The following is a 26,988-nucleotide window of genomic DNA, read 5'->3' on the forward strand; positions in this document are numbered from 1 at the left end:
TATATTAAAAATGCGACGAAAAGTAGGGTGAATAACTTTGTACAACCATGTGCAAGAGAAAAAATTAGGTATTGCTACAGCAGTACCTTTTTGTTTATTGAGCTACGGAGCAGGGATCGTTGAATAGGAAATGTTCTTAAGGCCTAAAATTTACTAAGAATGAGGGAATAAACGTGGTAGAGGAAGTATAGAAGCTTTTAGAAATGGAGTTGGTTCCTATTTTACGCAACCATACAGTTACTTATGATTGACAAGCAACCGTAGAGTTGCTTATACTTGAGATATGAATTGTGACAAAGACGCTATATTCAAAGCACTCGGCGACTCGACTCGACGGCTTATATTAGACGAACTATCCGAACGCAATGAGCTGACGTTGTATGAACTTACGGTACGTCTCATTATGAAGCACGACCTTTCTATTTCGCGACAGGCGATAGCTAAACATCTTTCTGCATTGGAAGTTGCAGGGCTCGTAAAATCAAAACGAAAGGGAAAATATCGAGTACTTATATTCAACAACGAACCACTTAAAAATTTGCTGAAGGGTTGGATAGAGTAATTTTAGTAAAAAAACATCTGACGAATGTATGGGTTTTTCTGCTTGGAGCCAAATTGTTAGCAGAGCACCATACCTCGTAAATATCAAAGGAGGCAATAACATTATGAAAATTATTGTTACCAGTTTATTTGTACAAGACCAAGACAAGGCACTGGAATTTTATTCAGAAAAGCTGGGATTTGTAAAAAAGCATGACGTTCCCATGGGGAAATTTAGGTGGATTACGCTTGTTTCTCCCGATGAACATGACGGTACCGAGCTTTTACTTGAACCGAATGAGCATCCTGCCGCAAAGGAGTATCAAAAGAAGATATTTGCCGAGGGCATCCCAGCAACCATGTTTGGTGTTGCAGATATTCATAAAGAGTACAAACGATTATTGGAAAACGGCGTGAAGTTTACTATGGAGCCGACAAAAATGGGCGAACTCACAATAGCTGTCTTCGACGATACATGCGGCAACCTTATTCAGATAATGCAGCAGTAACTTTATGACGAATTTAACTATTTTCTAAACTATTTTTTGTGAAAGTTCTGAGCTCGGTGAATTGTTTTTTATCAAAAATCAAAATCAAAAATTAACCAGGTTTATGATAACCCTGTCCTAATTTTGGGACAGGGTTATACATGTTTAAGGTATAAAATTAAATAACTTTGTAAATTAGTTTACTTAAACTATCGGAGGCAAGGGTTGAAGATCGGAGCTGTCATCGAGGCAGCTTTTTTTGTTGAATTAACATGGCAGGATAGTTGAAGAAGGAAAGCGAATAAAATAGGCATAAAAGCTTTTTTTAATTGTGTTCTAAAATGGGGGGGTTACCAATGAGTTCCATCAAAGGAAAATTGGACTTATTACATAATAAAATAAAAAAAATGGGTGGGATAATAGACTTAGACTGGTGTGACGAATTGTTGTACCCATATTTTGAATACTTTAATGATGAAAATTTGAGATATAGGGTAGGTTCACTTATTGCTTTTTAGGGGCTTCTCTTAGAGTGGAAAGACGAAAGTGGGTTTCCATTCTGTACAGGTGTCGAAGAATACGACTGTCACGATTTTGATAAGTACCTCCAAGAGTTTCTAAAATAAAGAAAATTTTTAATTTTGTGGAGGCGATGAATGTGAATATTGGAAACGAATATTTGAGAATTGTAATTGAAAGATTTAAAAGTGTAAAAAGCCTTGGTGATAAGACAATAAATCAATTATCGGAAGAGGAAATACATTGGACTTATAATAACGAGTCAAATTGTGTTGCAATAATAGTAAAGCATTTAAGCGGAAATATGGTTTCAAGGTGGACGGACTTTTTAACTTTAGATGGGGAAAAAGAATATAGAAATCGTGATGAAGAATTTATTGATGATATTTCTTCTAAATCAGAGTTAATTAGTGTTTGGGAAAAAGGTTGGAAAGTCTTAATTGCTACACTAACTGGTTTAAGTGAGCAAGATTTATTAAAAAATATATACATTCGTGGAGAAAGTCATTTGGTTTTAGAGGCTATTGAAAGACAAATGGCACATTACGCTTATCATATTGGACAAATTGTTTTTATTGGTAAACAATTAAAGGATAGTAATTGGAAGAGTCTCAGCATTCCAAAAGGGAAATCTGGAGAATACTTAAAGGAAATGCTTGAAAAACACCAAGATAAATAGATGCCATATAAAGTCACCCTGTGGTAAAGCCATGCGGGTCTGACTATGCGGGCATAAAATCTTGGTTACTGCTACATACTATATTTATCAAAATATTTTAATGAATTGAGGTTTTTGAAAATGGATGAAATGAGAACTACTAATCAAGTAGAAGAAGTAAATAAACACCTTAAAGAAATTCCCAAAGAAGCCGAAGAAAGAAGAATTGAAAATCAGCCTCAAACTGGTAAAAATGAGAAAGCCATCGAGCCGTTTTAAGCACAAAAGACCTGTAGGAAAGCCGCAGGTCTGATCTGACGTGGATAACAATAAACAGAGTAGGGGAAATTTCCCATACTCTGTTTTATTTTATGGAATTGTTTGCTTTACACTGCTGGGGCTCTGTAAAAGGAGACTTTTATCTAAATCATAATAAAAAAACTGGTGCATTATTTCTAGTTGAGGCTAAAAAAGTATGACCGTCAATGTGGCGGTCACTTTTTGTTGTTGAACTAACGAAGCAGTTGTGCTGCCGAGCCTAGGTCGTATCATATAACGGGTGGGATTCCCGTCGAGTAAGAATTAGCCATTCGCTCGTAGCGAGTCTTGGAGGACTAAAGGTAACTTTAGTTTTTAAGCGTAGACAGTTAGGTGGCGGGCCGAAAGCCAAATGGTTGAAGGGATTGAGCTCCATAATGTTTGTAAACCGAGAGGGCTGATGCCTTAACTGCGGCAGAAAGCTACATTATCTCCATCGTTAAAGGCAAGATGGATATAACCTCTCTGGAGTCAGAGACCTTGGCACGTTACACATTGATATGATACGGCAACTCGGGAGACCCTACCGGTCTTTTCTTTTTTAGAAGAGTATGGTGTACAAGCGATAAAAAGTAAGGAAACCAAATGCCGATGTAGGGAGTCGGATAGCAGCGTAGTACCTATGAAGTTGGGTAATGCCAATGGAGGAAAGGCTAGCTACCAGTTATCACCCTTGCTAGGGAAACATTTACTACATGGATTGGAAATTCAATTAACTTTAAACTTTGTGAAAAATGGCACTTAAAGTAACGCGGTGCGGTGATCCCGTTTTCTTATTGTGCTAACGGAGCAGGTTAGCTGAAGAATAGCAAGGTAAATCTATATCACTTTATCTAGTTATTTCGAGGGAAGGAGAAGTTATCAATGGGAATGACATACGAAGATTGTAAAAAAGTTATTAGAAATATGGAAGAAAGACTGGATTACCACAAGATGTTAGCCAGGTACACAAAGCAAACAGTAAAGTTAAAAAAACATCAAACTGACATAAAATACTGGGAAGAAGCTATACAGCAAGTAAAAGAGGATTTTGGCTCTGTTTACGATAATAGATAAAACAGATGAACGGTCTTCAACTACCATGAAAGTACAAAACAGTGAAAATCTAAAAATGACAATACTAAAGTAGACCCAGCAATTTAAATTTTTTAAATCTGAGCCGTAAATTAAATCTCATGTGGCCAATATCAGTATGACCACAAAAACCCTACTTTCATTCTCTGTGGTGCAGCAACGATTTTTCTGCTGCATGGATGGCTATCGGGGTAGATGCTTCAATAACGAAGGATAGCTTTTTCTTATTGAAGTAACGAAGCAGTTTAGTTGAAGAACAGCTTGATTTTTGTAAATTACTTTTAAGCATCGTAATAATAAAACGTATGAAATAATACGGCAGCAAGACCAGCTACTTCCTGCGTCGTTGACCGTATAATAATAGTATCCAATTCCAATTTTTTGAACAATGAAATATCTGTTTTAATAGGCATGGAAACAATGGCTACTTGGTTATTGTCGCATTTTAAGTAACCAGCACCCGTATGGTCTTTTTCAAAAAGAAATTCATGGTTATCTATTCTAAAATGAAAGCCTTTTTCAATTAATTGAACTCTATGTGAAGCAATCGAAACGGTTTGGGAAGATAAATGGTCAGTCATTTTGTACCCAATACCAGGAAACGCACAGTCTATGGTATAAAGTGGTTCTCCATTCACGTTGGCTATTTTGTAACAATAGGGTAAGCCATAGCGTATTGAGTTGTGGACGATACGGGCAAGAAATTTATGTTGCTTTTTTCTTATTTCGAATACAGCTTCCCCATGTTCGTTTATTATTGGTAATATTGTTGAAATATGAACCTTTTCAGGTACTTGATAAGTAAACTGTTCCATAGTTTCCCCCAGCACATTCGATTTATCATTTATTATTATATAATAAAGTTTCATTAAGCAAAGCCTCTTTTATTAGCTTTCTTCTTCAACTAATGGGTGCTTTAGTTGAAGAAGCCAAAAGGACCTAAATGGTCCTTTTTATATTTGGTAATAAAATACGAATTTCATTTATTGTATTGGAAATACTATCTGTCGAGGTGAAATAAATGAGCAGATTTAAAGTTGTGTTTGAGAATACAATCCAAAGTGGTGGGTTTTCATTGGAGCAGTATTTGATAACATTACATCAAGAAAAAGATATGTTGGATTCATTTGATGGTCATGATGATTACGAGTTGGACATGAGGTTATTTGAAGGGGAGATTCAAAAAGTTAACGGATTGTTGGAGAGCTAAGGCTCTCTTTTTTATTTATAAAATAAAGATTTTATTTTCTTCTTCAACTACCATGAAAGTACAAAACAGTGAAAATCTAAAAATGACAATGCTAAAGTAGACCCAGCAATTTTAATTTTTTTAAAGCTGAGCCTAAAAATTAAACCTCATGTCGCCAATATCAGTATGACCACAAAAAACCTACTTTCATTCTCTGTGGTGCAGCAACGATTTTTCAGCTGCATGGTTGGCTAACGGGCAGAATAGGTGAGGAAGGAAAAAAGTTATGCAAGGCAAATAGATTACTTTTAAAGTTCTAAACTAACGGAGGTTTAAGTTCACGATGGACCCAAGGAAAGTATTTTTAATTGAACTACACGAAATAATTAAAAATAGCTCAGAGATACGAAATCAACTTGCAGACCCATCCGAAGATAACATTGTTTGGGATGAGTTTAAGTTGAGCGAAGAAGAAGTAAATGCTTTAAAAAACTATAATTTTGATGATGTAGCCTTATCAGCTATTGAAAAAACGGTCAGAGACGCTATTCTAGGAGCATTCCACGATGCTTTAGCCCTTTTGGACGCTGTTAGAGACCCAGAAATTGTTGAGGTTGATGAGACTTGGCTGGGATTAACACTAAGTGAGCCTAATAAGGAAGAAGAGAATGAGGAATTTCTGCACGATGAGATTTATGGTGCTTATTGGGATTGGTTGGAACAGAGAAATAAAGATGAAGAATAATAATGAATAATCACTTTAGCTCGCAATAGTTTGTGAAATTTTGTACTTAAGCTAACGGGTGCTTGAGTTTAACAAGGGGCTTGCTGTGGCAATCCTTTTTATTCTTCAACTAAAGAAACAGGAGAGATGAATAAGAATGGTTATAAAGGTAATTAGGCAGAATATGTAATATAAACGTTTAAGGAGGTGATAGCTTGAAAAAAGAGCGAGTTATGTTAATAGGTAGCATAGCTTTTCTGTTTCCAGTTCTTGAATTCTTCTTTAAAGACAATTTCTTTAACTTCTATGCACATACAGCAATTGTTGCTGTCGCTGTGGGAATTCTAGTATTTATATTCCAATATATAAAGAAATTTTACTTGGGACTAGCAGTCCTTACATTACTTTTAGTCTTTTCCCTTACAAGTTGGACTGGGAATTGGCACGAAGTTGGTGCTTTATTCCGTTAAGCCTGTTTATTCCTATTAAAAAGGAACTTCAAGTTGAAGATCCTTTTTTTATTGCGGATAATGACGATTATGTAAACAAGCTTTGCATACAATATTCACGATAAAAAGAAGTAGATCTTGTTCAACTAACGGGTGCAAGAGTTGAAGATGAAGAACGCTGCGACGGTCTTTTTGCTTCTTCAACTAAATAGCAGGATAGTTGAATAATAAATGTTTTGTTAATTAAACATTGAATTTGCTTTATTTCAAGGTTAATGTAGAAGTGGCATAAAAAAACGAGGAGTACAATTAAATGAAATATATTCTAAAAATCTTACTAGCTATTATACTATCTGCTCCTATTGCATTAATAATTCAATTACCATTTATGCATATCTTTACTCCTGAATTCTTTGCAGAAGATAATTGGGCAAATCGAGGTTTTTATATAGCGTTTCCTTACTATTACATGATTATTTACTTTATTTTAGGCATGCCAACTACATTTGTCGCAGATTTTATTGCTACGAGGAAAGTGTTTAGTAATATAGATAAAGCTAAATACTTCATCCAAATTGGTACTTATACATTAGCAGGATTGTTGATGACTGGATTTCATTTAGACATGAATGCTCTAATCTATATATTTATTCCAGTTTATACTTATTTAGTTATTTTGAGTATTCTAAGAATGCTATTTAAGAAAAAAAATGATTTTTCTATCTATACTTCAAAAATGAGTTGAATGGAAATTAGCATGGCATTTTAGATTAATTTATTGGTACTGCTTATTAAACTAACGGGTGCAAGAGTTGAAGATCCAGCTGCCATTTTGGCGGCTGTTTTTATTACGCTAACTGGCAGTTTAGTTGCATAAGAAAATAGAAGAATTCTCAAAGCATTTATGGAATATATTAGTAATTATATAAGCCTACGAAAGTGGGGGTGAGAGGTTGAAAAAAAAATCAATAATAATCGTATTTTCTTCAATCCTATTTCTTGCAGGTGTTGGTTTCTTTAAATTTGTTCAATTAAGTAACCCTATTCGTATTGATGGGATTTCTACTTACACTAAGGAAGATGGAAAAGAGGAAGTCGTTATTCAAATTTATAACAATGGTCTTAAGAGGATAACAATAAAAGAAGTCACTTTAAATCATAGGAAACATCCTAAAGAATTGGCATTAGGGGTTAGTTATAGTGGACATTTAGTACAAAGTGGTACTGATGATCCAATGATTAAGTTTATGAAAATTGACGCAGCACCCATTTATCCAAAGTTAAACCCAAAAGAAATGACTGAAGCTATTAATAGAAAAGAAAATACACCAATTTATTATGGAATTAAAGTGGAGTTTTATAAGGGACCAATCAAAAGTATGACTGTTAAATATAAGTATTTTGGGTTTTTAGTTACCAAAAAATATAATTTAGAATCATGGTATATAAATAACTAACGGAGTGCAAGAGTTAAAGAACGGGGTTGCTGCGGCAGCCTTTTTTCTTGTTCCACTCCCATGAAAATTCAAAAAGCCAAAAATCAAAAAAAGAGCATAACAAAATAGACTCAGAAAATAGCTTTTTTAAAAAAAGGCTGAGCCTTTATAAAAAATTCTTATATTTAAATGGTAAAAGCTTTAAAGAATGAACCATCCTTTAAATGTTATAGAAAAAGGCTTGGCTGGTGCAACAACCAGAAAAGGATTAATCTCCCATACGTGCTACCCATATAGGGCGCGACAGTCAGTGGTGCACCGTGGTCGCCGGAGTCAGACTAACGGACGGGCTCTATGGCACCATAGTGTATCGACCTTCTTCGCCAGCCATTAAAACAGTATAGACTGCATAATCCATTTTCATTCTCTGTGGTGCAGCGACAATTTACCGCTGCATGGATGGCTAACGGTCAGGTTTGTTGAATAATGGGCTAATTGGCGTGCTAAAGAAATAAAGAGAACAGGGGTTCCTCGATAAAATAAAGTGCCACAGGTACCTTTATTAAAAAAACCTAACGGTAACCCGTTAGGCTTATGATCCCTATTCAATCTTAATAGTTGGATTCCATGGGGAGAAGATGCCTGTCGGGTTCGCATGCCATAGCCAGACATGCAGGTCGTAATGCCTGTTCATCGGGTTGTTGATTTCCTCTTCAGAAAGGGTCGAAGGATCAAGATCATGGTTCAGCATGCTGCCGTCAAACGGATGACCTAAAAGGGACGGATGCTCATTCGCCATAAAGGCAGGCATGTAATATTCTACCGCCACCAACTTGTATCCGCCATTTTCAGCAGGGATGTAGAGCAATACCTCTGGTTTTTCAGGATACAATACGCCGTCAAACATCAAAGCAGGGTTCACAAAATGGATCCCCATGACTCCTTCAGGACTCCTTGCCACTTCATGGGTGTTGATATATCCATCCTTCTCAGCCACTTGATAATCGTGGTATTTTTCGGTCGCTTGGCGAACTTGTGCCAACTGTTTATTCGCATCACTGCTGTTTTCATTACCTGGTGCTGCAAGAGCGGAACCAACTATACTAAGGCTTAAAGCCAACCCTCCAATACCAGCTATGAATTTTTTCTTAAACATTATACATCTCCTCCTTTTGTGCTTTATAAAGAAATTTTCGAACTTTATAAAGATTATATACTTAGGACTCGGCATGTATGTATTTTCTTATCGACAAAATGTAATTCTGTCTTGTGCGACTCCTAGTAAGGCAGACCCCTATTGTGACAGAGAAAACAACCTCTTTCATTGGTACTGAACTAAAAATAAACAGGATAGTTGTATTACATATTCAAGAGAGTAATTTAATAGTTCATGACGAATATGAAAAAAAATAAATTGAAGAACATAAAAAGATCCAATCGTTAATCGAGGAGAATCTATAAACCGTTCAATGTTTGGTGACTCGGAACCTTCAGCAAAAGGAGGGAGTTACTTATCCCTTCACGATGTTCATTATCAATTAACGGGTGCAAGAGTTAAAGATTTGGATGGCTGCGGCGATCCTTTTTTTCATTGCACTAACTGGCAGGATAGTTGAACAAGGGTTGGGTCAACAGCCATTCACTTTGTACAAATTGTGCATTTAGAGTGAAAAAGGGCGAAATTCCCCCAAATTACAAAATAATACTATTCATATACAATTAAATAGTCGAAATAATACGGCTAGGATACAACCTTTGGAGGGAAAATTGACATGAAAAAAGTGATTCTCGGAATTTTATCAGTGTGCGTGGTATTAGTAATTGTTGGACTGGTTCTTAGACCTATCTTTTTTGTGCACGGTAATAATAAAGAAAATATTATTAACGTTATTAATTCGAGTGATTTATTTAAAAACAAGGAATCGATTAAAATCTTAAAAATCATTGACGACAAAAATGAACGAATCGTTCCGTTTTTGTATAACAATCATCCTTCGTATATTCTTTTTTATAAAGATAAATTTGGAAACTACAAGTTTGAACACTCAGAAACAAAGTCAGGCGAATCCTTATCGGTTTTCCCTATAAAACTTAGTCTGGATAGAGTAATTATCGTATCGAATTATTATAATAACGTCACTAAATTAATCATGAAGGCAAACGATGTAAAAATACTAGAAGATGAAATTAGTGTTCCTAATGAAACAGCTTCATTTTACAAAATACATAACTTACTAATACAAAGGGATCATGGCTACCATGTGGAATATGAGCTGTACGACAAAGAAGGTAAACCAGTCAATAAAGATGTTGATTAAGAAAAAAGGACTGAAAGGGTAGTCTTTTTGTTTTGCTGGCGGTAATCATCTGGTGTCAATTCACAACTGATTCTGAGAGCAATTATCCATAGCATCTTGTTGCACTACCATGAAAATTAACTTCTGTAACTCCGATAAAAAGGCAATACTAAAGAAGACGCAGCTCATTCATTTTTTAATAAGGGGAGAGCGCCTAAATCATTGATCTATGGAATACAGTTGAATAGATTAGGATGCTTCAGGTTCTTGTAGAGTAACCCTGTATCCTAAACCTTCAAGTCTTCGAAGTGAATGCCGAACAATGGATTGCTGTCTCTGTTTATCAAAGTAGTCTTCGCCTAAGTCTACATACATTTCTTTTCGTGTTAAGAGATAATAAGAGATACGTAACATGGCATGTGCGACCACAATTCCGGCTCGCTTTTTGCCTTTTCGTGATGCTGTACGCCTATACAGTGCTCCGAGATAGTTCTTCGAACCTTTTACGGAATGAGCTGCTTCCGTTAATGCTGATCTTAAATATTTATTTCCTTTTTTGGTTTTAGCTGATTTCCTTTTCCCGGCACTTTCGTTTTGTCCAGGAACCAAACCTGCCCACGAACACATATGGGCTGCAGTTGGGAACTGTTTCTTCACATCAGTTCCGATTTCGGATAATATTTGCTCAGCCATTCTGGTAGCTATGCCAGGAATGGAGTCCAGTCGTTCAATATCTTCTTGATAAGGACTCATTCTTTTTGCCACTTCCAGATCCAGCATCTCTATTTGCTCAGTCAAAAAGTCAATATGACCTAAAATGGTTTTCAACATAAGTCGTTGATGCGAATGGATATAACCTTTAAGGGCGCGTTCCAGCTCGTCTTTCTTTTTTTTCATAGAACGTCGAGCAAAGTTTGCTAGTTTTTCAGGATCTTCTTCACCTTCGGCAATAGCGTCAAGCATATCTCGCGCCGAAACTCCCATGACATCTGAAACAACAGATCCCAACTTTATGTTCGCTCCTTCTAACACCTTTTGGATTCGATTATGTTGTCTGGCACGCTCTTCAATAATACTCCGACGATAGCGAACGAGTTCGCGCAGCTCACGTTGATTACGGTCAGGAATATAACTAGCTTTGAGCAGCCCATGTCGAAGCAGTTTGGCAATCCATTCTGCATCCTTCACATCGGTCTTTCGACCGGGAACTGCCTTCATATGTTGGGCATTGACCACTAAAAACTCCATTTCCTCAGCCTCTATTAAATTCACAATAGGCTTCCAGTAGACACTGGTACTTTCCATCGCGATGTGTGTGCAGCCGTTCAATTTAATCCAATCCACCAACTGTAGTAGAAATACAGTTTTAGTGGAAAGGTTTTATTCTCCTTTCCTTCAGGGGTGATAATGCAGGCAGTAATGTTATCCTTATGAACATCCATACCGCATGCTCTTTCAATGACTACATCCATTGAAAACATCCTTTCTACGGCTCTAAGATAATTAGAGGCTGGTGCAGCAACCAGAATGGGATTAATCTACCATGTGTGCTTCCCGTAAGGGAGCGACAGTCAGTGGTGCACCGTGGTCGTTGGAGTCAGACTATCGGATGGGCTCTAACGCACCATAGTTCATCGACCTTCCTCTCCCAGCCGTAGAATCAGTATTGACGGATTGAGACCATTTTCATTCTCTGTGGTGAAGCGCCGATTTTTGCGCTTCATGAATGGCTATCGGGTGCATTAGTTAAGGATCAGGGGTGTCTTTGCGGCAGCCATTTTTTCTTGTTCAGCTAACGAAGCAGTTTACTTGAAGAAGACCTGCATTGGCTTGCCAGATTATTCGTTGAGAAAACACTGGCGGAAACTGCAAATTCCCCCAAATTACAGAAACAGACAGATTCGGTATAATTAGTTTGTAGCTGGAAATGCCAAATAAAATTTCAATGAGGAAAATTATGAAAATTATTTACAGAATTTCTCCGTTTGTATGTAGTCTAATTACTATGGTTGGTGTAGGATTGAGAATTGATTGGTTTTTCAATTTAGGTATGTCATTATTTGCTTTTTGGTTTGCATTAGGAGGAATTAAAGGATTGATAGACCCTCGTAATTTTAATTGGCTTAAAGATGTGGAAATTCCTAAAAGTCCTAGAGGAATAAGATGGTACATAGCTTTTGTGAGGTTTACTTCAATTGTATTACTAGTTTTTAGCGTATTCCTAATTTATTTAGTGATAACAGGAGGATAGAAAAATTCCTATTGAAGTAATGGGTGCAAGAGTTAAAGATCAGAGCTGTCATCGATGCAGCTTTTTCTTGTTGAACTAACGAAGCAGGTTAGTAGAATAAGGAATGAGAAGGATATCCTTAGACTATCCTAGAATTATTAAAGGAAGAAGGATTGTAAAGATTTTGGAGGGTTAAAATATGCAAATTTCACAAGTTAAGCCAACTTTTATAATAGATGCAGACCAAGTTGAAGAAGTAATACATTTTGATGTTTCTAGAAATCAAAATGGTTTGTTCTATACAAAATATCGTTATTTGACTACAGACTTTCAGGGACGACCAATTCTTGAGGAAGATAAATATATAAGAATAAAATCTCTTTGGTACTCAGATTTAATCAATGAACATACTGAAGAGCTGGTTCCCAGTGGTTCATATGATATTCAGGAAATTCATATTGCTGAAAATTATGTGTATTTTGTCAAAATACTAGATAAAGATGGTGACGGACTTTTAGTGGAAGATTATAATACTGGAGCCGAAATTTGGAGAGTTAATAAAACCCATAAGACCTTGGAGTTCTGTTTTAATTGTAAAGATAAGTACACTCACTTCTCTTTTGAAACAGCAAATGACAATGTAGTTGTGTTTAGGGATGAGGATGAGATAACTGAATTGTTTTTTGTTGATTTATTAAATCATCGACTTGCTTCTCTATCGGTCTCGTATGATGATGATGGTAATAACTTTGACTTTAGGTTTGTAGAAGATGATAAAAACAATCCAACACATTTTGTAACAAAAAAGTGGATTTTTGAAGCTGAACCGAGTTCTCAAACGCATACATTGAACTGTGTAAAATGGACTGAATTAATGACTCAAATTGAATGGAAACCATATTAATAAATTCGTTACTTAAAAAGGTAGTTCAATTTGTGAATGAATGTACTTAAACTACCATGAAAATTAACTTCTACTAAATAGGAAAAAAGGCAATACTAAAGAAGACGCAGCTCATTCATTTTTTAAAAAAAGGGGAGAGCGCCCATTTCAATGGTTTATTGTTTAAAAGTGGACTGGATTAAGATACTTTGGGCTCTTGTAATGTCACTATATAGCCTAAACTTTCGAGTCTTCTTAATGAATGCCGGACAATGGATTGTTGTTTCTGCTTGTCAAAGTAATCTTCTCCTAAATCTACATACATTTCTTTTCGGGTTAAGAGATAATAAGAGATACGTAACATGGCATGAGCGACTACAATTCCTGCGCGTTTCCTGCCTTTTCGTGATGCTGTACGCCTATACAGTGCTCCGAGATAGTTTTTGGATGCCCCTACAGAATGAGCTGCCTCTGTTAATGCTGATCTCAAATACTTATTGCCTTTTTTGGTTTTCGCTGATTTCCTTTTCCCAGCACTTTCATTTTGTCCCGGAACCAAACCTGCCCAGGAACACATATGGGCTGCAGTTGGGAACTGTTTCTTCACATCAGTTCCGATTTCGGATAATATTTGCTCAGCCATTCTGGTAGCTATGCCAGGAATGGAGTCCAGTCGTTCAATATCTTCTTGATGAGGACTCATTCTTTTTGCCACTTCCAGATCCAGCATCTCTATTTGCTCAGTCAAAAAGTCAATATGACCTAAAATGGTTTTCAACATAAGTCGTTGATGCGAATGGATATAACCTTTAAGGGCGAGTTCCAGCTCGTCTTTCTTTTTTTTCATAGAACGTCGAGCAAAGTTTGCTAGTCTTTCAGGATCTTCTTCACCTTCGGCAATAGCGTCAAGCATATCTCGCGCCGAAACTCCCATGACATCTGAAACAACAGATCCCAACTTTATGTTCGCTCCTTCTAACACCTTTTGGATTCGATTATGTTGTCTGGCACGCTCTTCAATAATACTCCGACGATAGCGAACGAGTTCGCGCAGCTCACGTTGATTACGGTCAGGAATATAACTAGCTTTGAGCAGCCCATGTCGAAGCAGTTTGGCAATCCATTCTGCATCCTTCACATCGGTCTTTCGACCGGGAACTGCCTTCATATGTTGGGCATTGACCACTAAAAACTCCATTTCCTCAGCCTCTATTAAATTCACAATAGGCTTCCAGTAGACACTGGTACTTTCCATCGCGATGTGTGTGCAGCCGTTCAATTTAATCCAATCCACCAACTGTAGTAGAAATACAGTTTTAGTGGAAAAGGTTTTAATCTCCTTTCCTTCAGGGGTAATAATGCAGGCAGTAATGTTATCCTTATGAACATCCATACCGCATGCTCTTTCAATGACTACATCCATTGAAAACATCCTTTCTACGGCTCTAAGATAATTAGAGGCTGGTGCAGCAACCAGAATGGGATTAATCTACCATGTGTGCTTCCCGTAAGGGAGCGACAGTCAGTGGTGCACCCGTGGTCGTTGGAGTCAGACTAACGGATGGGCTCTAACGCACCATAGTTCATCGACCTTCCTCTCCCAGCCGTAGATTCAATATTGACTGATTGAGACCATTTTCATTCTCTGTGGTGAAGCGCCGATTTTTGCGCTTCATGGATGGCTAACGGGTGCAAGGGTTTAACACCCGGCTACCATTTTGGTGGCTTTTTATTAGATAAGAGTTAAACAAAGCAACACTCTTTAGAAGTGCTGCTTTTGTACATATTTAAGCAAAGGGTTAAAAATATTTTCTATACAATTCTTGTCTAAGACTACCACTTAATTGGGCATAAATTTTTGTAGTTTCGCTCTTCTGGTGACCAAGTAGACTTTGAATAACATCAAGAGGTGCTCCATTATTCAACAGATGTGTTGCATAGCTATGTCTTAGTTGGTGTGGATGAATTACTTTACTAATCTCTGCCCTATCAGAAATCCGCTTAACAATGTATCTCATTTGAGCAATGCTCATTCTATGTGGTTTCCTTTCTGTAACAAAAATGGCCGAATCATTATCCTGACGATTATCTAAGTACCGTTTAAGCCAAATTTCACAACGAATATTAAAATATACTTCTCTTTCTTTATCACCTTTACCCAGAACTATCGCTGATCGGTTTGCCCAATTGATCCTGTTCTTGTCTAGCGAAACAATTTCACCTATTCTACAACCTGTTGAAAACATAAATTCGAATAATGCCTTTTCCATAGGAGTTTTACAGGCTTCCCTTAAGTGTTCGATCTCTCTTTCAGTCAAAAATTTTGGGATTCGTTTTCCTACTTTAGGTTCTTTTAATTTTGCAGCCGGATTCTTGAAAATATGTCCTTCCTCGTATGACCAACGGAAAAGTGATTTTATAAATCGTATTCGGTGAGCTAAGCTGGATGGCTTTAGATTTTCACTTGACTTTGCCAAGTATTCTTTTAATTTGATAGTAGTAATGGTTTCGAGTTTTACATCTTCAAAATACCGTATCACCAACAACGCTTGAAGTTTATAGGCCTTTAAAGTCTGTTGGGAAAACCCTTCAATCCGTTTATCAGATTCATAAATTTCCCAGGCTTTTGATAATAGCAAAATAAATCTCTCCCTAAAAATTCTATTTTTAGAGGAATTATTGACCTGATTATTGAATTTGATACGGTACTGCAATCTTCAACTATCGGATGCAGGTTAATTGAAGAAGAGTATGGAAAATTATCCACTAGTAAATGGGTTGTTTTTTGTTAGAATTGACTGAAGGGATAGATGAATTCTAGAGGAAGATTTCTAATAAAAGTTGGTGATACAAATGAAAATAAAAGAATATTTTTTTCTTGTTCTAGTACCATTAATCGCCTTGGTAGCCATTATTTTACGTCTAACTCATACTCTAAGTAGCAGTACTTTCGGGACAATTGGTTTCATTTTAGCTATCTTAGGATTTGTAAGTTCTACAAGTTCAGATACTTTGAAAAAAGAAGAACGTCCAATCAAGGATTTAAAAGAACATTTTAATCCGATTAAAAAGCGATATAATTATGTTGTTGGATGTGTAATATTTATAGGGGTTTTTTACTTATTAATTCTGATTCTTAGCATTTTTGGTCAATTGTGATTTTTCCTTAGTACGAACGGGTGCTTTAGCTTTAGGAGGACTGTGTTTCTGCAGTCCTTTTTCAATACCCGTTATTCAACTAAGGGCAGGATAGTTAAACAAGATTCGGTTAAAATTGATAGCAAGAGGTGATTATTGATGACAATTAACTTTACTAAAGAAGAAGAACGAAAACTTTATGCTGGAATGTATATTCTTTTTAAAGGGATAACCGTATTGGACAGTGTTAGAATAGATGTGTTTGATAGAATAATGGACGCTGAAAATGAAATTGAGAAAAAAGAAGCGAAGCATTTTTTTGAAATGATTTTGAAAGTTTCAGCAGCAAGGGCACGAATTGATGAGGAATATATTTTTACGGAGGATGAAACTGAATCTGAACGTAGACTACAAATTGAAGAAGAAATTAATGAATGGCTAGAGGATAATGTATTTAATGATAAGCTGAAAATATTTTTATCAATTAAAGATTGAACTTCTTCCACTAACGGGTGCATAACTATGAAAAGGAGAAAATTAATGAAGGAACATTGCTGTGAAACTATGACACAACAGGTAAACTTTAAATGCGAGGAACATTTTAGTCCATTTGATTGTCCAGATAATCTAATATATTACAACAACAAGTTTGATGAGTATGGGTTAATAATTCACTATGGTGGAACATCTAGTTTACAAATAGATTTTTGCCCGTGGTGTGGTACGAATTTGCCCGATTCGAAAAGAGATTTATGGTTTGACACTCTTGAACAATTAGGTTTTGATGAGCCGTTTGAACAAGAAATCCCCAAGAAATTTAAGACAGATGATTGGTACAGAAAATAAAACAGGTGCTTATTAAGCTAACGGGTGCAAGAGTTAAAGATTGGATGGCTGCGGCTATCCCTTTTTTTATTGCATTAACGAAGCAGGTTACTTGAAGAAGGATAATGCTAAAATAGAGAGTAGTTTTGATCATTTTTGGAGGTAAATACATATGTCTACTGAACGAGATGCAATGGTTAAATCTTTAAAAGAGGTCGTAATTCCAGTATTAAGAGAACGTGGGTTTAAGGGTTCCTTCCCTCATTTTTATAGGAAATTAGAAAATCAAACAGATTTAATAATGTTTCAATTTAGTATGTGGGGTGGTGTTCTATATGTGGAAATTTCCAAATGCCCTTCTGAAGGTTATACTAACATTTCAGGTAAACATATTCCTCCTAATAAAGTAAAGGTCTATCAAGTAGGTGGTGGGGGTTCTCCTTTTAATAGACCCCGTATTGGAAAAGAAACAAATTACACATTCGAATTTAATAAGGATAATACTGGAGAAGTTTCTCAAAAAATCTTTAATTCTTTGGAGGAAGCAGAAGAATGGTGGAGTTCATATCCAAACTGGTGGAACAATTAAAGTTTTAAAGCTTATTAAGCTAGGTGCTTTACTTTCACAAGGGTAAAGCGTTTTTTGTCGTTCCATTAGGCGTAAGCAGGTTACTTAAAGGTTTTTCATTTAAAATCAGCAATAACTTTTATTTTGGGAGGGAAAAAACTTGCATATCAAAGGAGAAGATAAACTTTCCTATATCAAAATTCACGTCGATAAAGAGGACGAGATGGGAGTCTGTTTCAGTGTTGAAACTCATTCGAGGGGTATATCAGCCTCATTGGGTGGCTTTTATATTGTAACCACAGATATAACTAAATTTATTGCAGAACTAGGTACACTCGAAAATAAGCGAAGTGGAGTAGCTTGTTTACTGTCTGCATACCCAGAGGAATTTAGCCTTTCCATTCGGTGCGTTAATCGTCGGGGACACGTTATAATTTCATTAAGAATGAAAGACATAAGTTATTATGAAGAATTGATGACTCCTTGTTCCGTTGAGGTCTCTTTTGGTATTGACCCTACAAGTTTACCAGAACTTCTCAAACATTGTAAACTACTGGAACGAGATGCAATGTAATGCGTATTACATAAGTCTAAAGACTCACTGAATTAGGAGTTTGTGAAGAAATGTACTTAAACTAACGGGTGCAAGAGTTTAACAACAAAGGTAGTGTGATTTATTTGGTGGCGTTAAGGATTTTAATTAATTCATTAGTTTTAGCAGTAGTGCTTTATGCGACTACTGTTTTCTTACCTAATACATTGCACTTTAGTGTAATCGTATCAAAGTGGTTGTTTTTTACAATTGCTGCTGTAATCCTATTATTCTCTAAAGAAAAATGGTGGAGTAAGCTTATTTCTTTAATTCTTTCCGTGGTAATTGATATTTTATTTATTATTTTATTTAACCCATAATAAAGCTTGTTTTTGCTATTTTCTTATTCAACTATCGGGTGCTTATGTTTAAAGTGTTGGTTATGATTTTTAGGGGGAACAAAAATGAATGATATAAAAACTAGCCATTATATGAACGTTAGACATATAGCTGGTTCACAGGATGGTTATAGAATTAGTGTTGATTTTGACGGAAATCTTATTTTATTAACAGAACAGAAGGTACAAGGAAGGTACTTACATAAGGTATTTCATGTTGTAAATGGAAAAATAAATAAAATCAAACTCCCTTCGGTATTGGAAGCATTTGATTTTGCTCAACCTCTTGAGGAGAATTGGTTATTGGTTAGTGCAAGAACCGACGAGGAAGAGGGGTATTTAAGGAACGCCACTTTATTTGATGTTCAAGGAAATTTGTTAAAAAGGTTCGAGTTTGATGATGCAATTCAAGATGTGCAAACGACAAAGGATTCTGATATATGGGTAAGTTATTTCGATGAAAGTATGGTTTCAGGTTTAAGATGTTTTGATAAAGAAGGAGTCCAAACATTTGATTACGCCGATTTTGTCTTTCAAACAGGGAGAAAAGTTCCATTCATTGACGATTGTTATGCTTTAAATGTCACTTCAGAAAGCACAAATATTTATTATTATTCTGACTTTCCACTTGTTTCATTAAATAAGACGGGCTACAAGATTCTTCGTAATATTCCCATCAAAGGAAGTCATGCATTTGCTATTTTGAATGATTTGGTTTTGTTTAGTCATGGTTATGACCATAGGGCAGTGGTGTATTTGTATTCTTTAAGGGACAAGAAAAGAAAGATATTTAGAACGGTAAATCAGATAGGAGAAGAACTGAAATATGATTATGCTGTTGGCAGAGGGAGCAAATTGTTCTTAGTAAAGGATAATGATGTTTACATAATAAATATGGAAGATGAAAAGTTTGTGAAGTAATGTACTTAAAGTAACGGGTGCAAGAGTTTAAGAACGGTGCTGTCATTATTGGCAGCTTTTTTTGTTCCACTAAAGAAGCAGGTTACTTGAAGAAGGAAAATGTGACCAATGGGGGAATTATTAGAATTAGCAAAAAGAACAAAGTTGCGGAGGGGCTTATTTTGAAGTCAATATATGCGGGAATAGTAGTATTTATAGTGGTATTTATTATTGGTATCCTTATTCCGGAATCAAATTTTAAAGCGATAATTATGGCGTTTGTTGTAGGTTTAACTGCTATGGTCGCTAATTTAATATTCAAGAATAAACATTAGTTAACAAAAGGGCTTGGAATTTCTAAGGGTTGTTTCGGCAGCCTTTTTTTATCTTCTTCCACTAACGGTAGCAGTTTACTTGAGGAAGAGATAATATTATATTCCACTTAATTGTTAAAGGAAGTGAAAACTAGCAAACACCAACAGACGCTTATAATTGCATCCGTTAGAGGTCTCCCTTACCCTCTAACCTTTTAACATAGGATTGAATCTGAGGGCTCTATGAAGCCTGATGTGAATTGGATGTATGTATTTGTCTTTTTTATTATCTTCTACAAAAAGTAATATATATTGTGAGAAGATGTACTTAAAGTAACGAAGCAGTTTAGTGAAAAAAGAACTTTGCAAACTAAATACAAAGAGCCGATAAATTATCGACTCTTAACATCTCCTGCAAATGGAGGAGCATCTATACCATCTTCAAGTGCGAGTCGTGCGGCTTTTACCTGGAATTTATATAATAGCAGTTGCTCAGTGATGTCAGGATCAGTACTTAAGAGTATAGCTGTGTGAATATATCTGATAGCATCATTGGTTTTATCTAATGCTAGCAATGCTCGGTTGTCTGATAGTTTAATTCTTATAGGATCATTAGGATAGATAGAGTTAGGTGGAAGGATAGGATCAGTTGGCCATTGTATATTTAAAGGGGGAGCTTCAATAGTATTAATAGCATCTGACAGATTATCGATGGCATCTTGATATAAATGTGGTTTGATTGGATTGGGTGCTAAACCAAAACCTTCAAGTTGTTGAATTATAAGTTTTGCACTATTAGCAAATCGAATGGATTGTACCGTTAAAGCCAAGACAATTCTTACTGTTCCAACTAAGTTTATTGACATTATTTTCACTCTTTTCTAATGAAGTCATAATAGTTTATGCAATCCAGACAAGCCCGTAAAGGACGTTGTTTAGAATTGCGATTAAAATTTGATTATATATGGAAAAATTTAGCTAAAATAAAAAAATTCTTGTTGAATTACTTGATGGCAAAAGTTGAAGATTCGGTTGACATAATGTTGGCATTCTCTTCTTTTACTAACGTAAGCGGGTTAGTTGAAGAGTGATGATTAATATATATTTAACAATAGGGCCAGATTGCGGAAGATCGTTTCCAGGCAATTAGATTATTCAAGTTTGAATATACATCGAGATTGTGAAAATTTTCACTTAAACTAACGACGCAGTTTAGTTCAATAAGAAGTTGTAAAATACGAATAAAATAATCTGTATATTGGGATTGATTAAATGGAAATAACAAATGAGGTTTTGGATAAAGTATTTTTCAATGATGGAAGTCTAAGGGATATTTATGTTGTTGACGTTAATTTAACCGATTGGCAAAAATTTTTTGATTGGATTCGCACTTCTCCTTGGGATATTGTTTTTTATAAGGATGGACAAGCAACAGTGTATGAACAAACTAATGTTGCCCATTTTTTTGAAGAAAACGAGAACCACCTTATTTTAATGTCTATTAACATTAATGGTGTATTGATTAATTGCCATTTCTTTTCAGAAGATGAAATAGAATTTGACTTTGAACCAAAAGAAGTTAAAAGTGTAACTGAAGCTATTGCGGTATTTAAATTTATGAGAAATCTATCAAAGATTCTAGGTAAAGAAAGTATTCTTACTGGAGAAAACACTCCTGAATATCCATTGGTTACAGTTAAATCAGATGGAACAATGCATATCAATATTTAATAAGGTGTTTGTTCAACTTACGGGGGCAAGAGTTGAGGATCCAGCTGCCATTTGGTGGCTTTTTCTTATTGTGCTAACGTAAGCAGGGAGAGGAAGAAGGAATAGTTTCTTTTTGTAGCGAATTCAAGTAAAAATGGACTGAAAATGGTGGTGTATTCGATGGAAAATTATAAGGACAATGATGACCTAGAATTATACGATACAGTAATTGAGGAATTCTGTATCAACCATCGTGAAAAAAGTATTACCTTCAAAATATTAAAGCCTATATCTCGCATTGATAGACAAGACGGATTTACCTATCTCGTTAAGAAAGGTACTTTGAAATTTGAAAATGTAGTCTATGCCAACACTCCGTATGGTTTTGAGTGGGATGAATGGAGTGAATTTTATCGTTCTGCGGTGTTAAATAAATCTAATGTAATTGACAAGATACCTGCAAATGTGAAGGGAAATAAAGCAATAAAGCATATTTATTTAGGTATTGATTATGGTGTTAATTATAAAGAATTAGATATTGTTTGTTCGGATTATTATTTAACCTTAGATGAACGAGAGTATATACTTCACGATGATTTTGATTGGCTATATGAAGAATAGCCTTATTAAAGTAACGGGTGCTTTACATTAATAAAGATAAAGCCCTTTTTCTTATTGAAGTAATGGAGCAGGTTAGTGGAAGAAGAGTATATAATTAAAATATTAAAAATTGAAAACAAATAAGGAGTTAATTAATGCGTGATAAAAAAATACGAGGTTTAAAACGAAAGACAAGAAATATGGTTAACAGACTTGTACAAGAAACAATTAAGTTCCCTTCAGATTTTTATAACGGATATTGGCATTTGCACTTGCCAGTTGCACAAGATTTTATTTCTTCAAGTAAAACACCCTTTAGAATAAGAAAGATATGTATTGAAACTCTTCTATCTAGGGCTGAACACTTAATTAAAATAAAACCAATGACTTCCGAAAAAAATCGTGTAGTGGTTGCAATAGATTTACCAGGGTTATGGAACTCGCAAATTATAGTGTTTTCTGGTAATTCATACTTTGAAAGTTTCTTTGAAGGAATGACCAATATCAGAAGTGGATTCCCATTTCTAAAGATAGGAATTTTGAAAGTGAATGGAGAATACATATCCCAGAAAATTTAAATGTTAAAGGCTTTAACGAAGTAATAACTGATGAAGATGGAGAAATTTATACTGGAGAAATATGGTTTATTGGTGAGTTGTAAAATTACTTCTTGAACTAACGAAGCAGGTTAGTGGAAGAAGGTATTTTTTTAATAACAGCTGTGTTAAATCAATAATGTTGATAATTACTCAAAACAAAAAGGACCTATTTAGGTCCCACAATAGCCTTATTCCACCAGCTTCTTAGCTCAATAAGATGGAAGCACGTTTTTACCCGTAGGCTCTTGGAAATACTGTTTAAATCTTTTTCTTAAAATCTACGTCTTCTTCTTCTTTCTCTTTCGAATTCAAAAGGGAAAAAGGGAAAAAAGGGAAAAAAGGGGAAAAACCTTCTTCTTCTAAAGTCGTCACGAAAAAACCGATCACTTCGATCAAATGGCATTTGCTTCATCCTCCTCTCATTTCAGAAGTCTATATGACAAAGGGACAGATTAACTTAACCTGCCCTTTATTCCGTACAATTTAGTAGCCGCTCATAAACGAAGTCCCGACAATGATAAGCAGAATGAACAATACAACGATTAACGCAAAAGCACTTCCCATTCCATCACCCATGTATAACGCCTCCAACTATTCTTATTTAAATTTACTTTACTCAGCCAAAATCCTTCTATTTGGTTTATCAAACATTAGCAAAAACTAGCAAGTACGATGATTAACAGAATGAACAATACAACGACTAATACAAAAGTACTGCCGCCATAACCATAACCGCCGCCATAACCGTAACCGCCACATAGGCCCCACATATCATTTCACCTCCTATTGGAATATCTGAAGGAAAAAACTCTCACTATGTATATATATTTCTTAAGACAAGGAGGGATTGGACAATTGTCATAAGGGATAGGACAAAATATGCGTTTTGCTTAAACAATTTCTAAAAATAAAAAAGCGTCTGCAATACATGCAAACGCCTTTTCTGAGGTAATTATATATGTCTGGCTGGCTTAATAATAACATATGCACTCAGAATAAAGCTGAATGGGACAAGTGCTGATTATTAAAGCCAAGCCAATAAAAAGGGCTTTTTTATTTTTATCTTTTGTACGCACAGGCACATACGAAGAAATAGTAAATAAAACCACGATATAAAAAAAGCATTAACACTAGTACAATGAGGGTTATGACTATACAGCAAATAAAATAACATCCAAGAAGACACTTACATATAGGCAAATATCTATTCCTCATTAAAAATGGACACATACACTATTTTTGAAACAATTTGAGGAGGAGATATAAAATGGAAAGAGATTTCTTTGGAAGCGGTATGGGTTATGGAGGTTATCCTGGTTATGGCATGGGTTATGGAGGTTACCCCTTCCATCATGGTTATGGTGGTCACCCCTTCCATCATGGATATGGCGGCTATCCCTTCCATCATGGATATGGCGGCTATCCATTTCATCATGGTTATGGTGGCTGCTGTTAGAGATTGTTCTTGCTAGACTCTTTAATTAATATTAGTTAATTTTGCACATGACGTTATTTTAAATATAAACATTTGTCTTATCGGGGAATTTTACCACTTATCCTGCTATTTATGTTGAGAAAAACCGTTTTAACAAATGTACCAGTAGTGCAAAAAGGCGATATGGTATTGGATGTGGAGCAGATGTTAAGATCAAGGTAAACGCACAAAATAGGTGCAATATGGGTTAAACAGGCTAATCAATAATTTGAAAAAAGAGCAAATGGGATTAGCCTGTTTGCTCTTTTTAAGATTCCCAACTGCATTTTTATTGAACTGACTGTTGATTTAACGAGAAACCAGTGCTGTCTAAGTGGCAGCTTTTTCTTATTATGCTAACGAAGCAGGTTAGTTGAGTCACAAAAAAACAACCCTCCCTAGATGGTTACCCTTCCTTTTTCATCTCGCACCATTTTTTGAAGCAGATTTATTTCTATAATCTAAGACTTTTGTTGTATTCAAATATCTTGTTTGAAAAGTTATTATATGAGAACGTATGGTTTGAAAAGTAGGTGTCCGTGGGTCTTATTTTTCCACGTAACATCGATTTTTCTATCAATTGTGATTGCTAAAAAAGTAACGTAAGAAGAGAGAAGGTATTTTAGAATGTCTTTTGATTCATTTGTCCTGGCTTTTTCAATGGTGGGAATAGACTATGACATGTTAAAAAGTTTAGGAATTTCTATAGGGATATTGCTTTTATTTATACTTTTTAGAAACATATTTACAAAGTATGTGTTTCAGTTGATATTAAAATTGTCTAGGAAAACACCAACTGATTTTTTTACACAAATATGTTTAGGTTTTGAACGTCCTTTAGGATGGCTCTTTATTATTTTAGGTTTGTATGTAGCAATGGATTATTTCCCTTTTATAGAACAACACAATACGTTATTATTAAAATTTCTGCGTTCAATGGTAATTGTATTAATCACATGGGGATTTTTTAATTTGTCTTCTCCTACCTCGGGAATATTAATTAGTGTTAATCAAAAGATCAACAATAAGATTGATTTAATTCTTATACCGTTTATTTCAAGAGCCATCCGTGTAATCATGATTGCCATCAGTATAAGTATTATTGGTCAGGAATTTGATTATGACGTAAATGGATTGGTGGCAGGTCTTGGGTTAGGGGGTCTGGCATTTGCTTTAGCCGCAAAAGAAGCGGTAGGAAATCTAATTGGTGGAATCGTGATTGTAACAGAAAAACCTTTTTCCATTGGAGAATGGATATTAACACCTAGTGTGGAAGGTATAGTAGAAGATATTAATTTCAGAAGTACTAAAATACGCACTTTTAGTCAAGCTCTAGTTACAGTTCCAAATGCAACACTTGCAAACGAAGCCATTACAAATTGGAGTCGTATGGGGAAAAGACGAATCTCTTTCCACTTAGGACTTAACTATCAAACCACCAAAGAACAAATTCAAATAGTCGTTAAACGGATTGAACAGTTTTTGAGAACTCATGAAGAAATCCATCCGGATACGATTATGGTCGCATTCGATCATTATAATGAGAGTAGTCTCGATATTCTTATATATTTTTTCACGAATTCTACTGTTTGGGCAGAACACGTTAAAATTAAACATGAAATCAATTTAGAAATCATGGGGATATTAGAGGAAGAGGGAGTAGAAGTTGCTTTTCCAAGCCGAACCATTTACGTAACTCCACAATCAAATGAATTATTACAAACAATGGGTTCTTTTGATTGAAATTAGTTTAGTTGTTCCAAAGAAAACAAAGTTTTTGAGTTTGGCCAAATTCTTGAAAGGAAAATTAACAGGTGAATTTAATCATGTCTCATTGTAAAGTGTTACACTTAAAGTAACGGGTGCTTATGTTAAAGATGGGATGGCTGCGGCTATCCCGTTTCTTTATTGTGCTAACGGGTGCATGTGCAGCCGAGCCTAGGTCGTATCATATAGTGGGTGGGATTCCTGCCGAGTAAGAATTAGCCATTCGCTCGTAGCGAGTCTTGGAGGGCTAAAGGTAACTTTAGTCTTTAAGCGTAGACAGTTAGATGGCGGGCCGAAAGCCAATTGGTTGAAGGGATTGAGCTCCATAATGTTAGTAAATCGAGAGGGCTGATGCCTTATGCACAGCAGAAAGCTACATTTTATCTTTCGTTAAAGGCAAGAAGGATAAAACCTCTCTGGAGTCAGAGACCTTGGCACGTTATACATTGATATGATATGGCAACTCGGGAGACCCTACCGGTCTTTTCTTTTTTTTAGAAGAGTATGGTCTACAAGCGATAATAAGTAAGGAAACCAAATGCCGATGGAGGAAAGGCCAGCTACCAGTTATCACCCTTACTAGGGACACATTTACTACACACAGAGGTAGGTATAATAAATGGAAACAAAACTACTATGGATAGCAGAATTAGCAAAATCTGATCCTAAAATGAAATTTACATCACTTGCACATTTATTAAATAAGCAAGGACTAGTTCAATGTCATTTTGAGCTACCCAATAAGAAGGCTACTGGGATTAACGGAACAACTAAAGATCAATACAGTGAAAATCTAAAAGAAAACATAGCGGATTTAGTTAGTAATCTTAAAAGCAAAAGCTATCGACCTGTTCCAGTAAGGAGGATGTATATTCCAAAGTTCAACTCAAACAAGAAAAGACCGTTGGGAATACCGGAGCATGAAGATAAGATTGTACAAAAGTGCATTACAAAGATACTAAACTCTATCTATGAAAATGACTTTCTTGACTGTTCCTTTGGATTCCGCCCAAATCGTAATTGCCACGATGCTTTGAAAATACTGAACTTCTATATTGAAAAGAGGTCAGTAAATTATGTAGTAGATGTAGATATTCAAGGATTTCGATAACATCAATCAAGATAAATTGATGATGTTAGTTGAACAACGTATCAATGACCGGAGAGTTTTAAAATTACTTCGTAAATGGTTAAAAGCTGGAATTATGGAAGAGGGTAAGATACGAAACCAAATCACAGGAACACCGCAAGGTGGTGTAATATCTTCACTCCTGGCGAACATCTATTTAAATACAATGGACAAGCTCTGGGAGAAAAGGTTTAAACACCTTGGTGAATCAGTGAGGTACGCAGATGAC

The 26,988-nt window shown here is 35.6% G+C and carries 35 protein-coding genes and 3 pseudogenes; 29 read left to right on the forward strand and 9 right to left on the reverse strand.

From position 1 onward, the window contains the following. Positions 1-283: 283 nt before the first annotated feature. From ACJ004_RS27320 to ACJ004_RS27345, 6 genes are all read left to right on the forward strand, one after another. On the forward strand, positions 284-562 hold the full coding sequence (locus ACJ004_RS27320; RefSeq protein ID WP_410896234.1) for an ArsR/SmtB family transcription factor: 279 nt from the start codon (positions 284-286) through the stop codon (positions 560-562). Between the two features lie 103 nt (positions 563-665). Beyond that, a complete protein-coding gene (locus ACJ004_RS27325; protein WP_410896235.1) occupies positions 666-1,049 on the forward strand; it encodes a VOC family protein in 384 nt (127 codons plus the stop codon). A gap of 335 nt (positions 1,050-1,384) precedes the next feature. After that, a complete protein-coding gene (locus tag ACJ004_RS27330) occupies positions 1,385-1,546 on the forward strand; it encodes a hypothetical protein (protein ID WP_410896236.1) in 162 nt (53 codons plus the stop codon). 140 nt (positions 1,547-1,686) lie between these two features. After that, positions 1,687-2,226 carry a DUF1572 domain-containing protein gene (locus ACJ004_RS27335; protein WP_410896237.1) on the forward strand — a complete coding sequence of 180 codons (540 nt, stop codon included), beginning with the start codon at positions 1,687-1,689 and terminating at the stop codon, positions 2,224-2,226. 120 nt (positions 2,227-2,346) lie between these two features. Continuing rightward, on the forward strand, positions 2,347-2,484 hold the full coding sequence (locus tag ACJ004_RS27340) for a hypothetical protein (RefSeq protein ID WP_165903271.1): 138 nt from the start codon (positions 2,347-2,349) through the stop codon (positions 2,482-2,484). A 903-nt stretch (positions 2,485-3,387) separates the two neighbouring features. After that, complete coding sequence (locus tag ACJ004_RS27345) at positions 3,388-3,579, forward strand: hypothetical protein (RefSeq protein WP_410896238.1); 192 nt, start codon at positions 3,388-3,390, stop codon at positions 3,577-3,579. Between the two features lie 157 nt (positions 3,580-3,736). Here the strand turns inward: ACJ004_RS27345 and ACJ004_RS27350 are convergent, their stop codons facing one another. Both ACJ004_RS27350 and ACJ004_RS27355 read right to left on the reverse strand, forming a co-directional pair. Next, the gene (locus ACJ004_RS27350) at positions 3,737-3,886 is read right to left on the reverse strand and encodes a hypothetical protein (protein WP_410896239.1); all 150 of its coding nucleotides are present in this window, start codon (positions 3,884-3,886) and stop codon (positions 3,737-3,739) included. Beyond that, positions 3,879-4,412: a tubby C-terminal domain-like protein gene (locus ACJ004_RS27355; protein ID WP_410896240.1), complete on the reverse strand. Its 534-nt coding sequence runs from the start codon at positions 4,410-4,412 to the stop codon at positions 3,879-3,881. The genes ACJ004_RS27350 and ACJ004_RS27355 overlap by 8 nt, the downstream gene beginning before the upstream one ends. A 206-nt stretch (positions 4,413-4,618) precedes the next feature. On the opposite strand from ACJ004_RS27355, the gene ACJ004_RS27360 reads away from it, so the two are divergent. The 5 genes from ACJ004_RS27360 to ACJ004_RS27380 all read left to right on the forward strand — a co-directional run bounded on the left by ACJ004_RS27360 (position 4,619) and on the right by ACJ004_RS27380 (position 7,416). Then, on the forward strand, positions 4,619-4,807 hold the full coding sequence (locus ACJ004_RS27360) for a hypothetical protein (RefSeq protein WP_342043891.1): 189 nt from the start codon (positions 4,619-4,621) through the stop codon (positions 4,805-4,807). Positions 4,808-5,129: 322 nt separating this feature from the next. After that, positions 5,130-5,531, forward strand: coding sequence for a hypothetical protein (locus ACJ004_RS27365; RefSeq protein ID WP_410896241.1), 402 nt, complete (start codon positions 5,130-5,132; stop codon positions 5,529-5,531). A 194-nt stretch (positions 5,532-5,725) separates the two neighbouring features. Beyond that, positions 5,726-5,980, forward strand: coding sequence for a hypothetical protein (locus ACJ004_RS27370; protein ID WP_410896242.1), 255 nt, complete (start codon positions 5,726-5,728; stop codon positions 5,978-5,980). Between the two features lie 292 nt (positions 5,981-6,272). Next, entirely contained in the window at positions 6,273-6,704 is a 432-nt protein-coding gene (locus tag ACJ004_RS27375) for a hypothetical protein (protein ID WP_410896243.1), read from the forward strand. Between the two features lie 208 nt (positions 6,705-6,912). Continuing rightward, positions 6,913-7,416 carry a hypothetical protein gene (locus ACJ004_RS27380; RefSeq protein ID WP_410896244.1) on the forward strand — a complete coding sequence of 168 codons (504 nt, stop codon included), beginning with the start codon at positions 6,913-6,915 and terminating at the stop codon, positions 7,414-7,416. Positions 7,417-7,996: 580 nt separating this feature from the next. Here the strand turns inward: ACJ004_RS27380 and ACJ004_RS27385 are convergent. Next, positions 7,997-8,515, reverse strand: a complete 519-nt coding sequence (locus tag ACJ004_RS27385) for a hypothetical protein (protein ID WP_410896245.1) — start codon at positions 8,513-8,515, stop codon at positions 7,997-7,999. Positions 8,516-8,864: 349 nt separating this feature from the next. On the opposite strand from ACJ004_RS27385, the gene ACJ004_RS27390 reads away from it, so the two are divergent. Continuing rightward, the gene (locus ACJ004_RS27390; protein ID WP_410896246.1) at positions 8,865-9,011 is read left to right on the forward strand and encodes a hypothetical protein; all 147 of its coding nucleotides are present in this window, start codon (positions 8,865-8,867) and stop codon (positions 9,009-9,011) included. A gap of 156 nt (positions 9,012-9,167) precedes the next feature. Continuing rightward, the gene (locus tag ACJ004_RS27395; protein WP_410896247.1) at positions 9,168-9,713 is read left to right on the forward strand and encodes a hypothetical protein; all 546 of its coding nucleotides are present in this window, start codon (positions 9,168-9,170) and stop codon (positions 9,711-9,713) included. Between the two features lie 228 nt (positions 9,714-9,941). Here the strand turns inward: ACJ004_RS27395 and ACJ004_RS27400 are convergent. Then, a pseudogene (locus ACJ004_RS27400) lies at positions 9,942-11,164 on the reverse strand (IS110 family RNA-guided transposase). A 485-nt stretch (positions 11,165-11,649) separates the two neighbouring features. Here ACJ004_RS27400 and ACJ004_RS27405 point away from each other — a divergent pair. Next, positions 11,650-11,943, forward strand: a complete 294-nt coding sequence (locus tag ACJ004_RS27405; RefSeq protein ID WP_410896248.1) for a hypothetical protein — start codon at positions 11,650-11,652, stop codon at positions 11,941-11,943. Positions 11,944-12,121: 178 nt separating this feature from the next. Beyond that, entirely contained in the window at positions 12,122-12,826 is a 705-nt protein-coding gene (locus ACJ004_RS27410; protein WP_410896249.1) for a hypothetical protein, read from the forward strand. Between the two features lie 178 nt (positions 12,827-13,004). Here the strand turns inward: ACJ004_RS27410 and ACJ004_RS27415 are convergent, their stop codons facing one another. Next, positions 13,005-14,228 (reverse strand): IS110 family RNA-guided transposase, encoded by a 1,224-nt coding sequence (locus ACJ004_RS27415; protein ID WP_410896250.1) that lies wholly within the window; start codon positions 14,226-14,228, stop codon positions 13,005-13,007. 376 nt (positions 14,229-14,604) lie between these two features. Further along, entirely contained in the window at positions 14,605-15,444 is an 840-nt protein-coding gene (locus ACJ004_RS27420) for a tyrosine-type recombinase/integrase (protein WP_410896251.1), read from the reverse strand. Positions 15,445-15,658: 214 nt separating this feature from the next. On the opposite strand from ACJ004_RS27420, the gene ACJ004_RS27425 reads away from it, so the two are divergent. The 8 genes from ACJ004_RS27425 to ACJ004_RS27460 all read left to right on the forward strand — a co-directional run bounded on the left by ACJ004_RS27425 (position 15,659) and on the right by ACJ004_RS27460 (position 19,501). Next, positions 15,659-15,964, forward strand: coding sequence for a hypothetical protein (locus tag ACJ004_RS27425; RefSeq protein ID WP_410896252.1), 306 nt, complete (start codon positions 15,659-15,661; stop codon positions 15,962-15,964). 138 nt (positions 15,965-16,102) lie between these two features. Continuing rightward, positions 16,103-16,438, forward strand: coding sequence for a hypothetical protein (locus ACJ004_RS27430; RefSeq protein ID WP_410896253.1), 336 nt, complete (start codon positions 16,103-16,105; stop codon positions 16,436-16,438). A 27-nt stretch (positions 16,439-16,465) separates the two neighbouring features. After that, positions 16,466-16,789 (forward strand): DUF6980 family protein, encoded by a 324-nt coding sequence (locus ACJ004_RS27435; protein ID WP_410896254.1) that lies wholly within the window; start codon positions 16,466-16,468, stop codon positions 16,787-16,789. A gap of 151 nt (positions 16,790-16,940) precedes the next feature. Then, complete coding sequence (locus tag ACJ004_RS27440; RefSeq protein WP_410896255.1) at positions 16,941-17,357, forward strand: DUF4304 domain-containing protein; 417 nt, start codon at positions 16,941-16,943, stop codon at positions 17,355-17,357. A 139-nt stretch (positions 17,358-17,496) separates the two neighbouring features. Further along, the gene (locus ACJ004_RS27445) at positions 17,497-17,910 is read left to right on the forward strand and encodes a hypothetical protein (RefSeq protein ID WP_410896256.1); all 414 of its coding nucleotides are present in this window, start codon (positions 17,497-17,499) and stop codon (positions 17,908-17,910) included. Positions 17,911-17,978: 68 nt separating this feature from the next. Next, positions 17,979-18,248 carry a hypothetical protein gene (locus ACJ004_RS27450; RefSeq protein WP_410896257.1) on the forward strand — a complete coding sequence of 90 codons (270 nt, stop codon included), beginning with the start codon at positions 17,979-17,981 and terminating at the stop codon, positions 18,246-18,248. Positions 18,249-18,332: 84 nt separating this feature from the next. Continuing rightward, the gene (locus ACJ004_RS27455) at positions 18,333-19,187 is read left to right on the forward strand and encodes a hypothetical protein (RefSeq protein ID WP_410896258.1); all 855 of its coding nucleotides are present in this window, start codon (positions 18,333-18,335) and stop codon (positions 19,185-19,187) included. A gap of 17 nt (positions 19,188-19,204) precedes the next feature. Continuing rightward, complete coding sequence (locus tag ACJ004_RS27460) at positions 19,205-19,501, forward strand: hypothetical protein (protein ID WP_410896259.1); 297 nt, start codon at positions 19,205-19,207, stop codon at positions 19,499-19,501. Positions 19,502-19,872: 371 nt separating this feature from the next. On the opposite strand, the gene ACJ004_RS27465 is transcribed toward ACJ004_RS27460, so the two are convergent. Then, complete coding sequence (locus ACJ004_RS27465; RefSeq protein WP_410896260.1) at positions 19,873-20,346, reverse strand: hypothetical protein; 474 nt, start codon at positions 20,344-20,346, stop codon at positions 19,873-19,875. Positions 20,347-20,752: 406 nt separating this feature from the next. Here ACJ004_RS27465 and ACJ004_RS27470 point away from each other — a divergent pair, with 406 nt between their 5' ends. The 3 genes and pseudogenes from ACJ004_RS27470 to ACJ004_RS27480 all read left to right on the forward strand — a co-directional run bounded on the left by ACJ004_RS27470 (position 20,753) and on the right by ACJ004_RS27480 (position 22,451). Then, positions 20,753-21,211 carry a hypothetical protein gene (locus ACJ004_RS27470; RefSeq protein ID WP_410896261.1) on the forward strand — a complete coding sequence of 153 codons (459 nt, stop codon included), beginning with the start codon at positions 20,753-20,755 and terminating at the stop codon, positions 21,209-21,211. Between the two features lie 159 nt (positions 21,212-21,370). Beyond that, the gene (locus tag ACJ004_RS27475; protein WP_410896262.1) at positions 21,371-21,811 is read left to right on the forward strand and encodes a hypothetical protein; all 441 of its coding nucleotides are present in this window, start codon (positions 21,371-21,373) and stop codon (positions 21,809-21,811) included. A gap of 134 nt (positions 21,812-21,945) precedes the next feature. After that, positions 21,946-22,451, forward strand: a pseudogene (locus tag ACJ004_RS27480) (DUF3916 domain-containing protein). A 421-nt stretch (positions 22,452-22,872) separates the two neighbouring features. Here ACJ004_RS27480 and ACJ004_RS27485 read toward each other — a convergent pair. Further along, positions 22,873-22,953 carry a YjcZ family sporulation protein gene (locus ACJ004_RS27485; protein ID WP_269320614.1) on the reverse strand — a complete coding sequence of 27 codons (81 nt, stop codon included), beginning with the start codon at positions 22,951-22,953 and terminating at the stop codon, positions 22,873-22,875. A gap of 86 nt (positions 22,954-23,039) precedes the next feature. After that, the gene (locus ACJ004_RS27490) at positions 23,040-23,159 is read right to left on the reverse strand and encodes a YjcZ family sporulation protein (RefSeq protein WP_410896263.1); all 120 of its coding nucleotides are present in this window, start codon (positions 23,157-23,159) and stop codon (positions 23,040-23,042) included. 497 nt (positions 23,160-23,656) lie between these two features. On the opposite strand from ACJ004_RS27490, the gene ACJ004_RS27495 reads away from it, so the two are divergent. The 3 genes and pseudogenes from ACJ004_RS27495 to ACJ004_RS27505 all read left to right on the forward strand — a co-directional run. Continuing rightward, the gene (locus tag ACJ004_RS27495; RefSeq protein WP_335384247.1) at positions 23,657-23,845 is read left to right on the forward strand and encodes a hypothetical protein; all 189 of its coding nucleotides are present in this window, start codon (positions 23,657-23,659) and stop codon (positions 23,843-23,845) included. Between the two features lie 645 nt (positions 23,846-24,490). Further along, positions 24,491-25,606 carry a mechanosensitive ion channel family protein gene (locus ACJ004_RS27500; protein ID WP_410896264.1) on the forward strand — a complete coding sequence of 372 codons (1,116 nt, stop codon included), beginning with the start codon at positions 24,491-24,493 and terminating at the stop codon, positions 25,604-25,606. Between the two features lie 889 nt (positions 25,607-26,495). Next, positions 26,496-26,988: pseudogene (locus ACJ004_RS27505) on the forward strand (reverse transcriptase domain-containing protein); the annotation flags it as partial.

The sequence above is a fragment of the Neobacillus sp. 204 genome (assembly GCF_046562815.1).
Taxonomy (GTDB): domain Bacteria; phylum Bacillota; class Bacilli; order Bacillales; family Cytobacillaceae; genus Neobacillus.

Bases quoted from the DNA above. Each gene is read 5' to 3' on its own strand.
- ACJ004_RS27320 (WP_410896234.1), top strand. From the start codon at position 284: ATGAATTGTGACAAAGACGCTATATTCAAAGCACTCGGCGACTCGACT.
- ACJ004_RS27325 (WP_410896235.1), top strand. From the start codon at position 666: ATGAAAATTATTGTTACCAGTTTATTTGTACAAGACCAAGACAAGGCA.
- ACJ004_RS27330 (WP_410896236.1), top strand. From the start codon at position 1,385: ATGAGTTCCATCAAAGGAAAATTGGACTTATTACATAATAAAATAAAA.
- ACJ004_RS27340 (WP_165903271.1), top strand. From the start codon at position 2,347: ATGGATGAAATGAGAACTACTAATCAAGTAGAAGAAGTAAATAAACAC.
- ACJ004_RS27345 (WP_410896238.1), top strand. From the start codon at position 3,388: ATGGGAATGACATACGAAGATTGTAAAAAAGTTATTAGAAATATGGAA.
- ACJ004_RS27350 (WP_410896239.1), bottom strand. From the start codon at position 3,886: ATGCTTAAAAGTAATTTACAAAAATCAAGCTGTTCTTCAACTAAACTG.
- ACJ004_RS27355 (WP_410896240.1), bottom strand. From the start codon at position 4,412: ATGGAACAGTTTACTTATCAAGTACCTGAAAAGGTTCATATTTCAACA.
- ACJ004_RS27360 (WP_342043891.1), top strand. From the start codon at position 4,619: ATGAGCAGATTTAAAGTTGTGTTTGAGAATACAATCCAAAGTGGTGGG.
- ACJ004_RS27365 (WP_410896241.1), top strand. From the start codon at position 5,130: ATGGACCCAAGGAAAGTATTTTTAATTGAACTACACGAAATAATTAAA.
- ACJ004_RS27375 (WP_410896243.1), top strand. From the start codon at position 6,273: ATGAAATATATTCTAAAAATCTTACTAGCTATTATACTATCTGCTCCT.
- ACJ004_RS27390 (WP_410896246.1), top strand. From the start codon at position 8,865: ATGTTTGGTGACTCGGAACCTTCAGCAAAAGGAGGGAGTTACTTATCC.
- ACJ004_RS27395 (WP_410896247.1), top strand. From the start codon at position 9,168: ATGAAAAAAGTGATTCTCGGAATTTTATCAGTGTGCGTGGTATTAGTA.
- ACJ004_RS27405 (WP_410896248.1), top strand. From the start codon at position 11,650: ATGAAAATTATTTACAGAATTTCTCCGTTTGTATGTAGTCTAATTACT.
- ACJ004_RS27410 (WP_410896249.1), top strand. From the start codon at position 12,122: ATGCAAATTTCACAAGTTAAGCCAACTTTTATAATAGATGCAGACCAA.
- ACJ004_RS27415 (WP_410896250.1), bottom strand. From the start codon at position 14,228: ATGGATGTAGTCATTGAAAGAGCATGCGGTATGGATGTTCATAAGGAT.
- ACJ004_RS27425 (WP_410896252.1), top strand. From the start codon at position 15,659: ATGAAAATAAAAGAATATTTTTTTCTTGTTCTAGTACCATTAATCGCC.
- ACJ004_RS27430 (WP_410896253.1), top strand. From the start codon at position 16,103: ATGACAATTAACTTTACTAAAGAAGAAGAACGAAAACTTTATGCTGGA.
- ACJ004_RS27435 (WP_410896254.1), top strand. From the start codon at position 16,466: ATGAAAAGGAGAAAATTAATGAAGGAACATTGCTGTGAAACTATGACA.
- ACJ004_RS27440 (WP_410896255.1), top strand. From the start codon at position 16,941: ATGTCTACTGAACGAGATGCAATGGTTAAATCTTTAAAAGAGGTCGTA.
- ACJ004_RS27455 (WP_410896258.1), top strand. From the start codon at position 18,333: ATGAATGATATAAAAACTAGCCATTATATGAACGTTAGACATATAGCT.
- ACJ004_RS27465 (WP_410896260.1), bottom strand. From the start codon at position 20,346: ATGTCAATAAACTTAGTTGGAACAGTAAGAATTGTCTTGGCTTTAACG.
- ACJ004_RS27470 (WP_410896261.1), top strand. From the start codon at position 20,753: ATGGAAATAACAAATGAGGTTTTGGATAAAGTATTTTTCAATGATGGA.
- ACJ004_RS27475 (WP_410896262.1), top strand. From the start codon at position 21,371: ATGGAAAATTATAAGGACAATGATGACCTAGAATTATACGATACAGTA.
- ACJ004_RS27485 (WP_269320614.1), bottom strand. From the start codon at position 22,953: ATGGGAAGTGCTTTTGCGTTAATCGTTGTATTGTTCATTCTGCTTATC.
- ACJ004_RS27490 (WP_410896263.1), bottom strand. From the start codon at position 23,159: ATGTGGGGCCTATGTGGCGGTTACGGTTATGGCGGCGGTTATGGTTAT.
- ACJ004_RS27495 (WP_335384247.1), top strand. From the start codon at position 23,657: ATGGAAAGAGATTTCTTTGGAAGCGGTATGGGTTATGGAGGTTATCCT.
- ACJ004_RS27500 (WP_410896264.1), top strand. From the start codon at position 24,491: ATGTCTTTTGATTCATTTGTCCTGGCTTTTTCAATGGTGGGAATAGAC.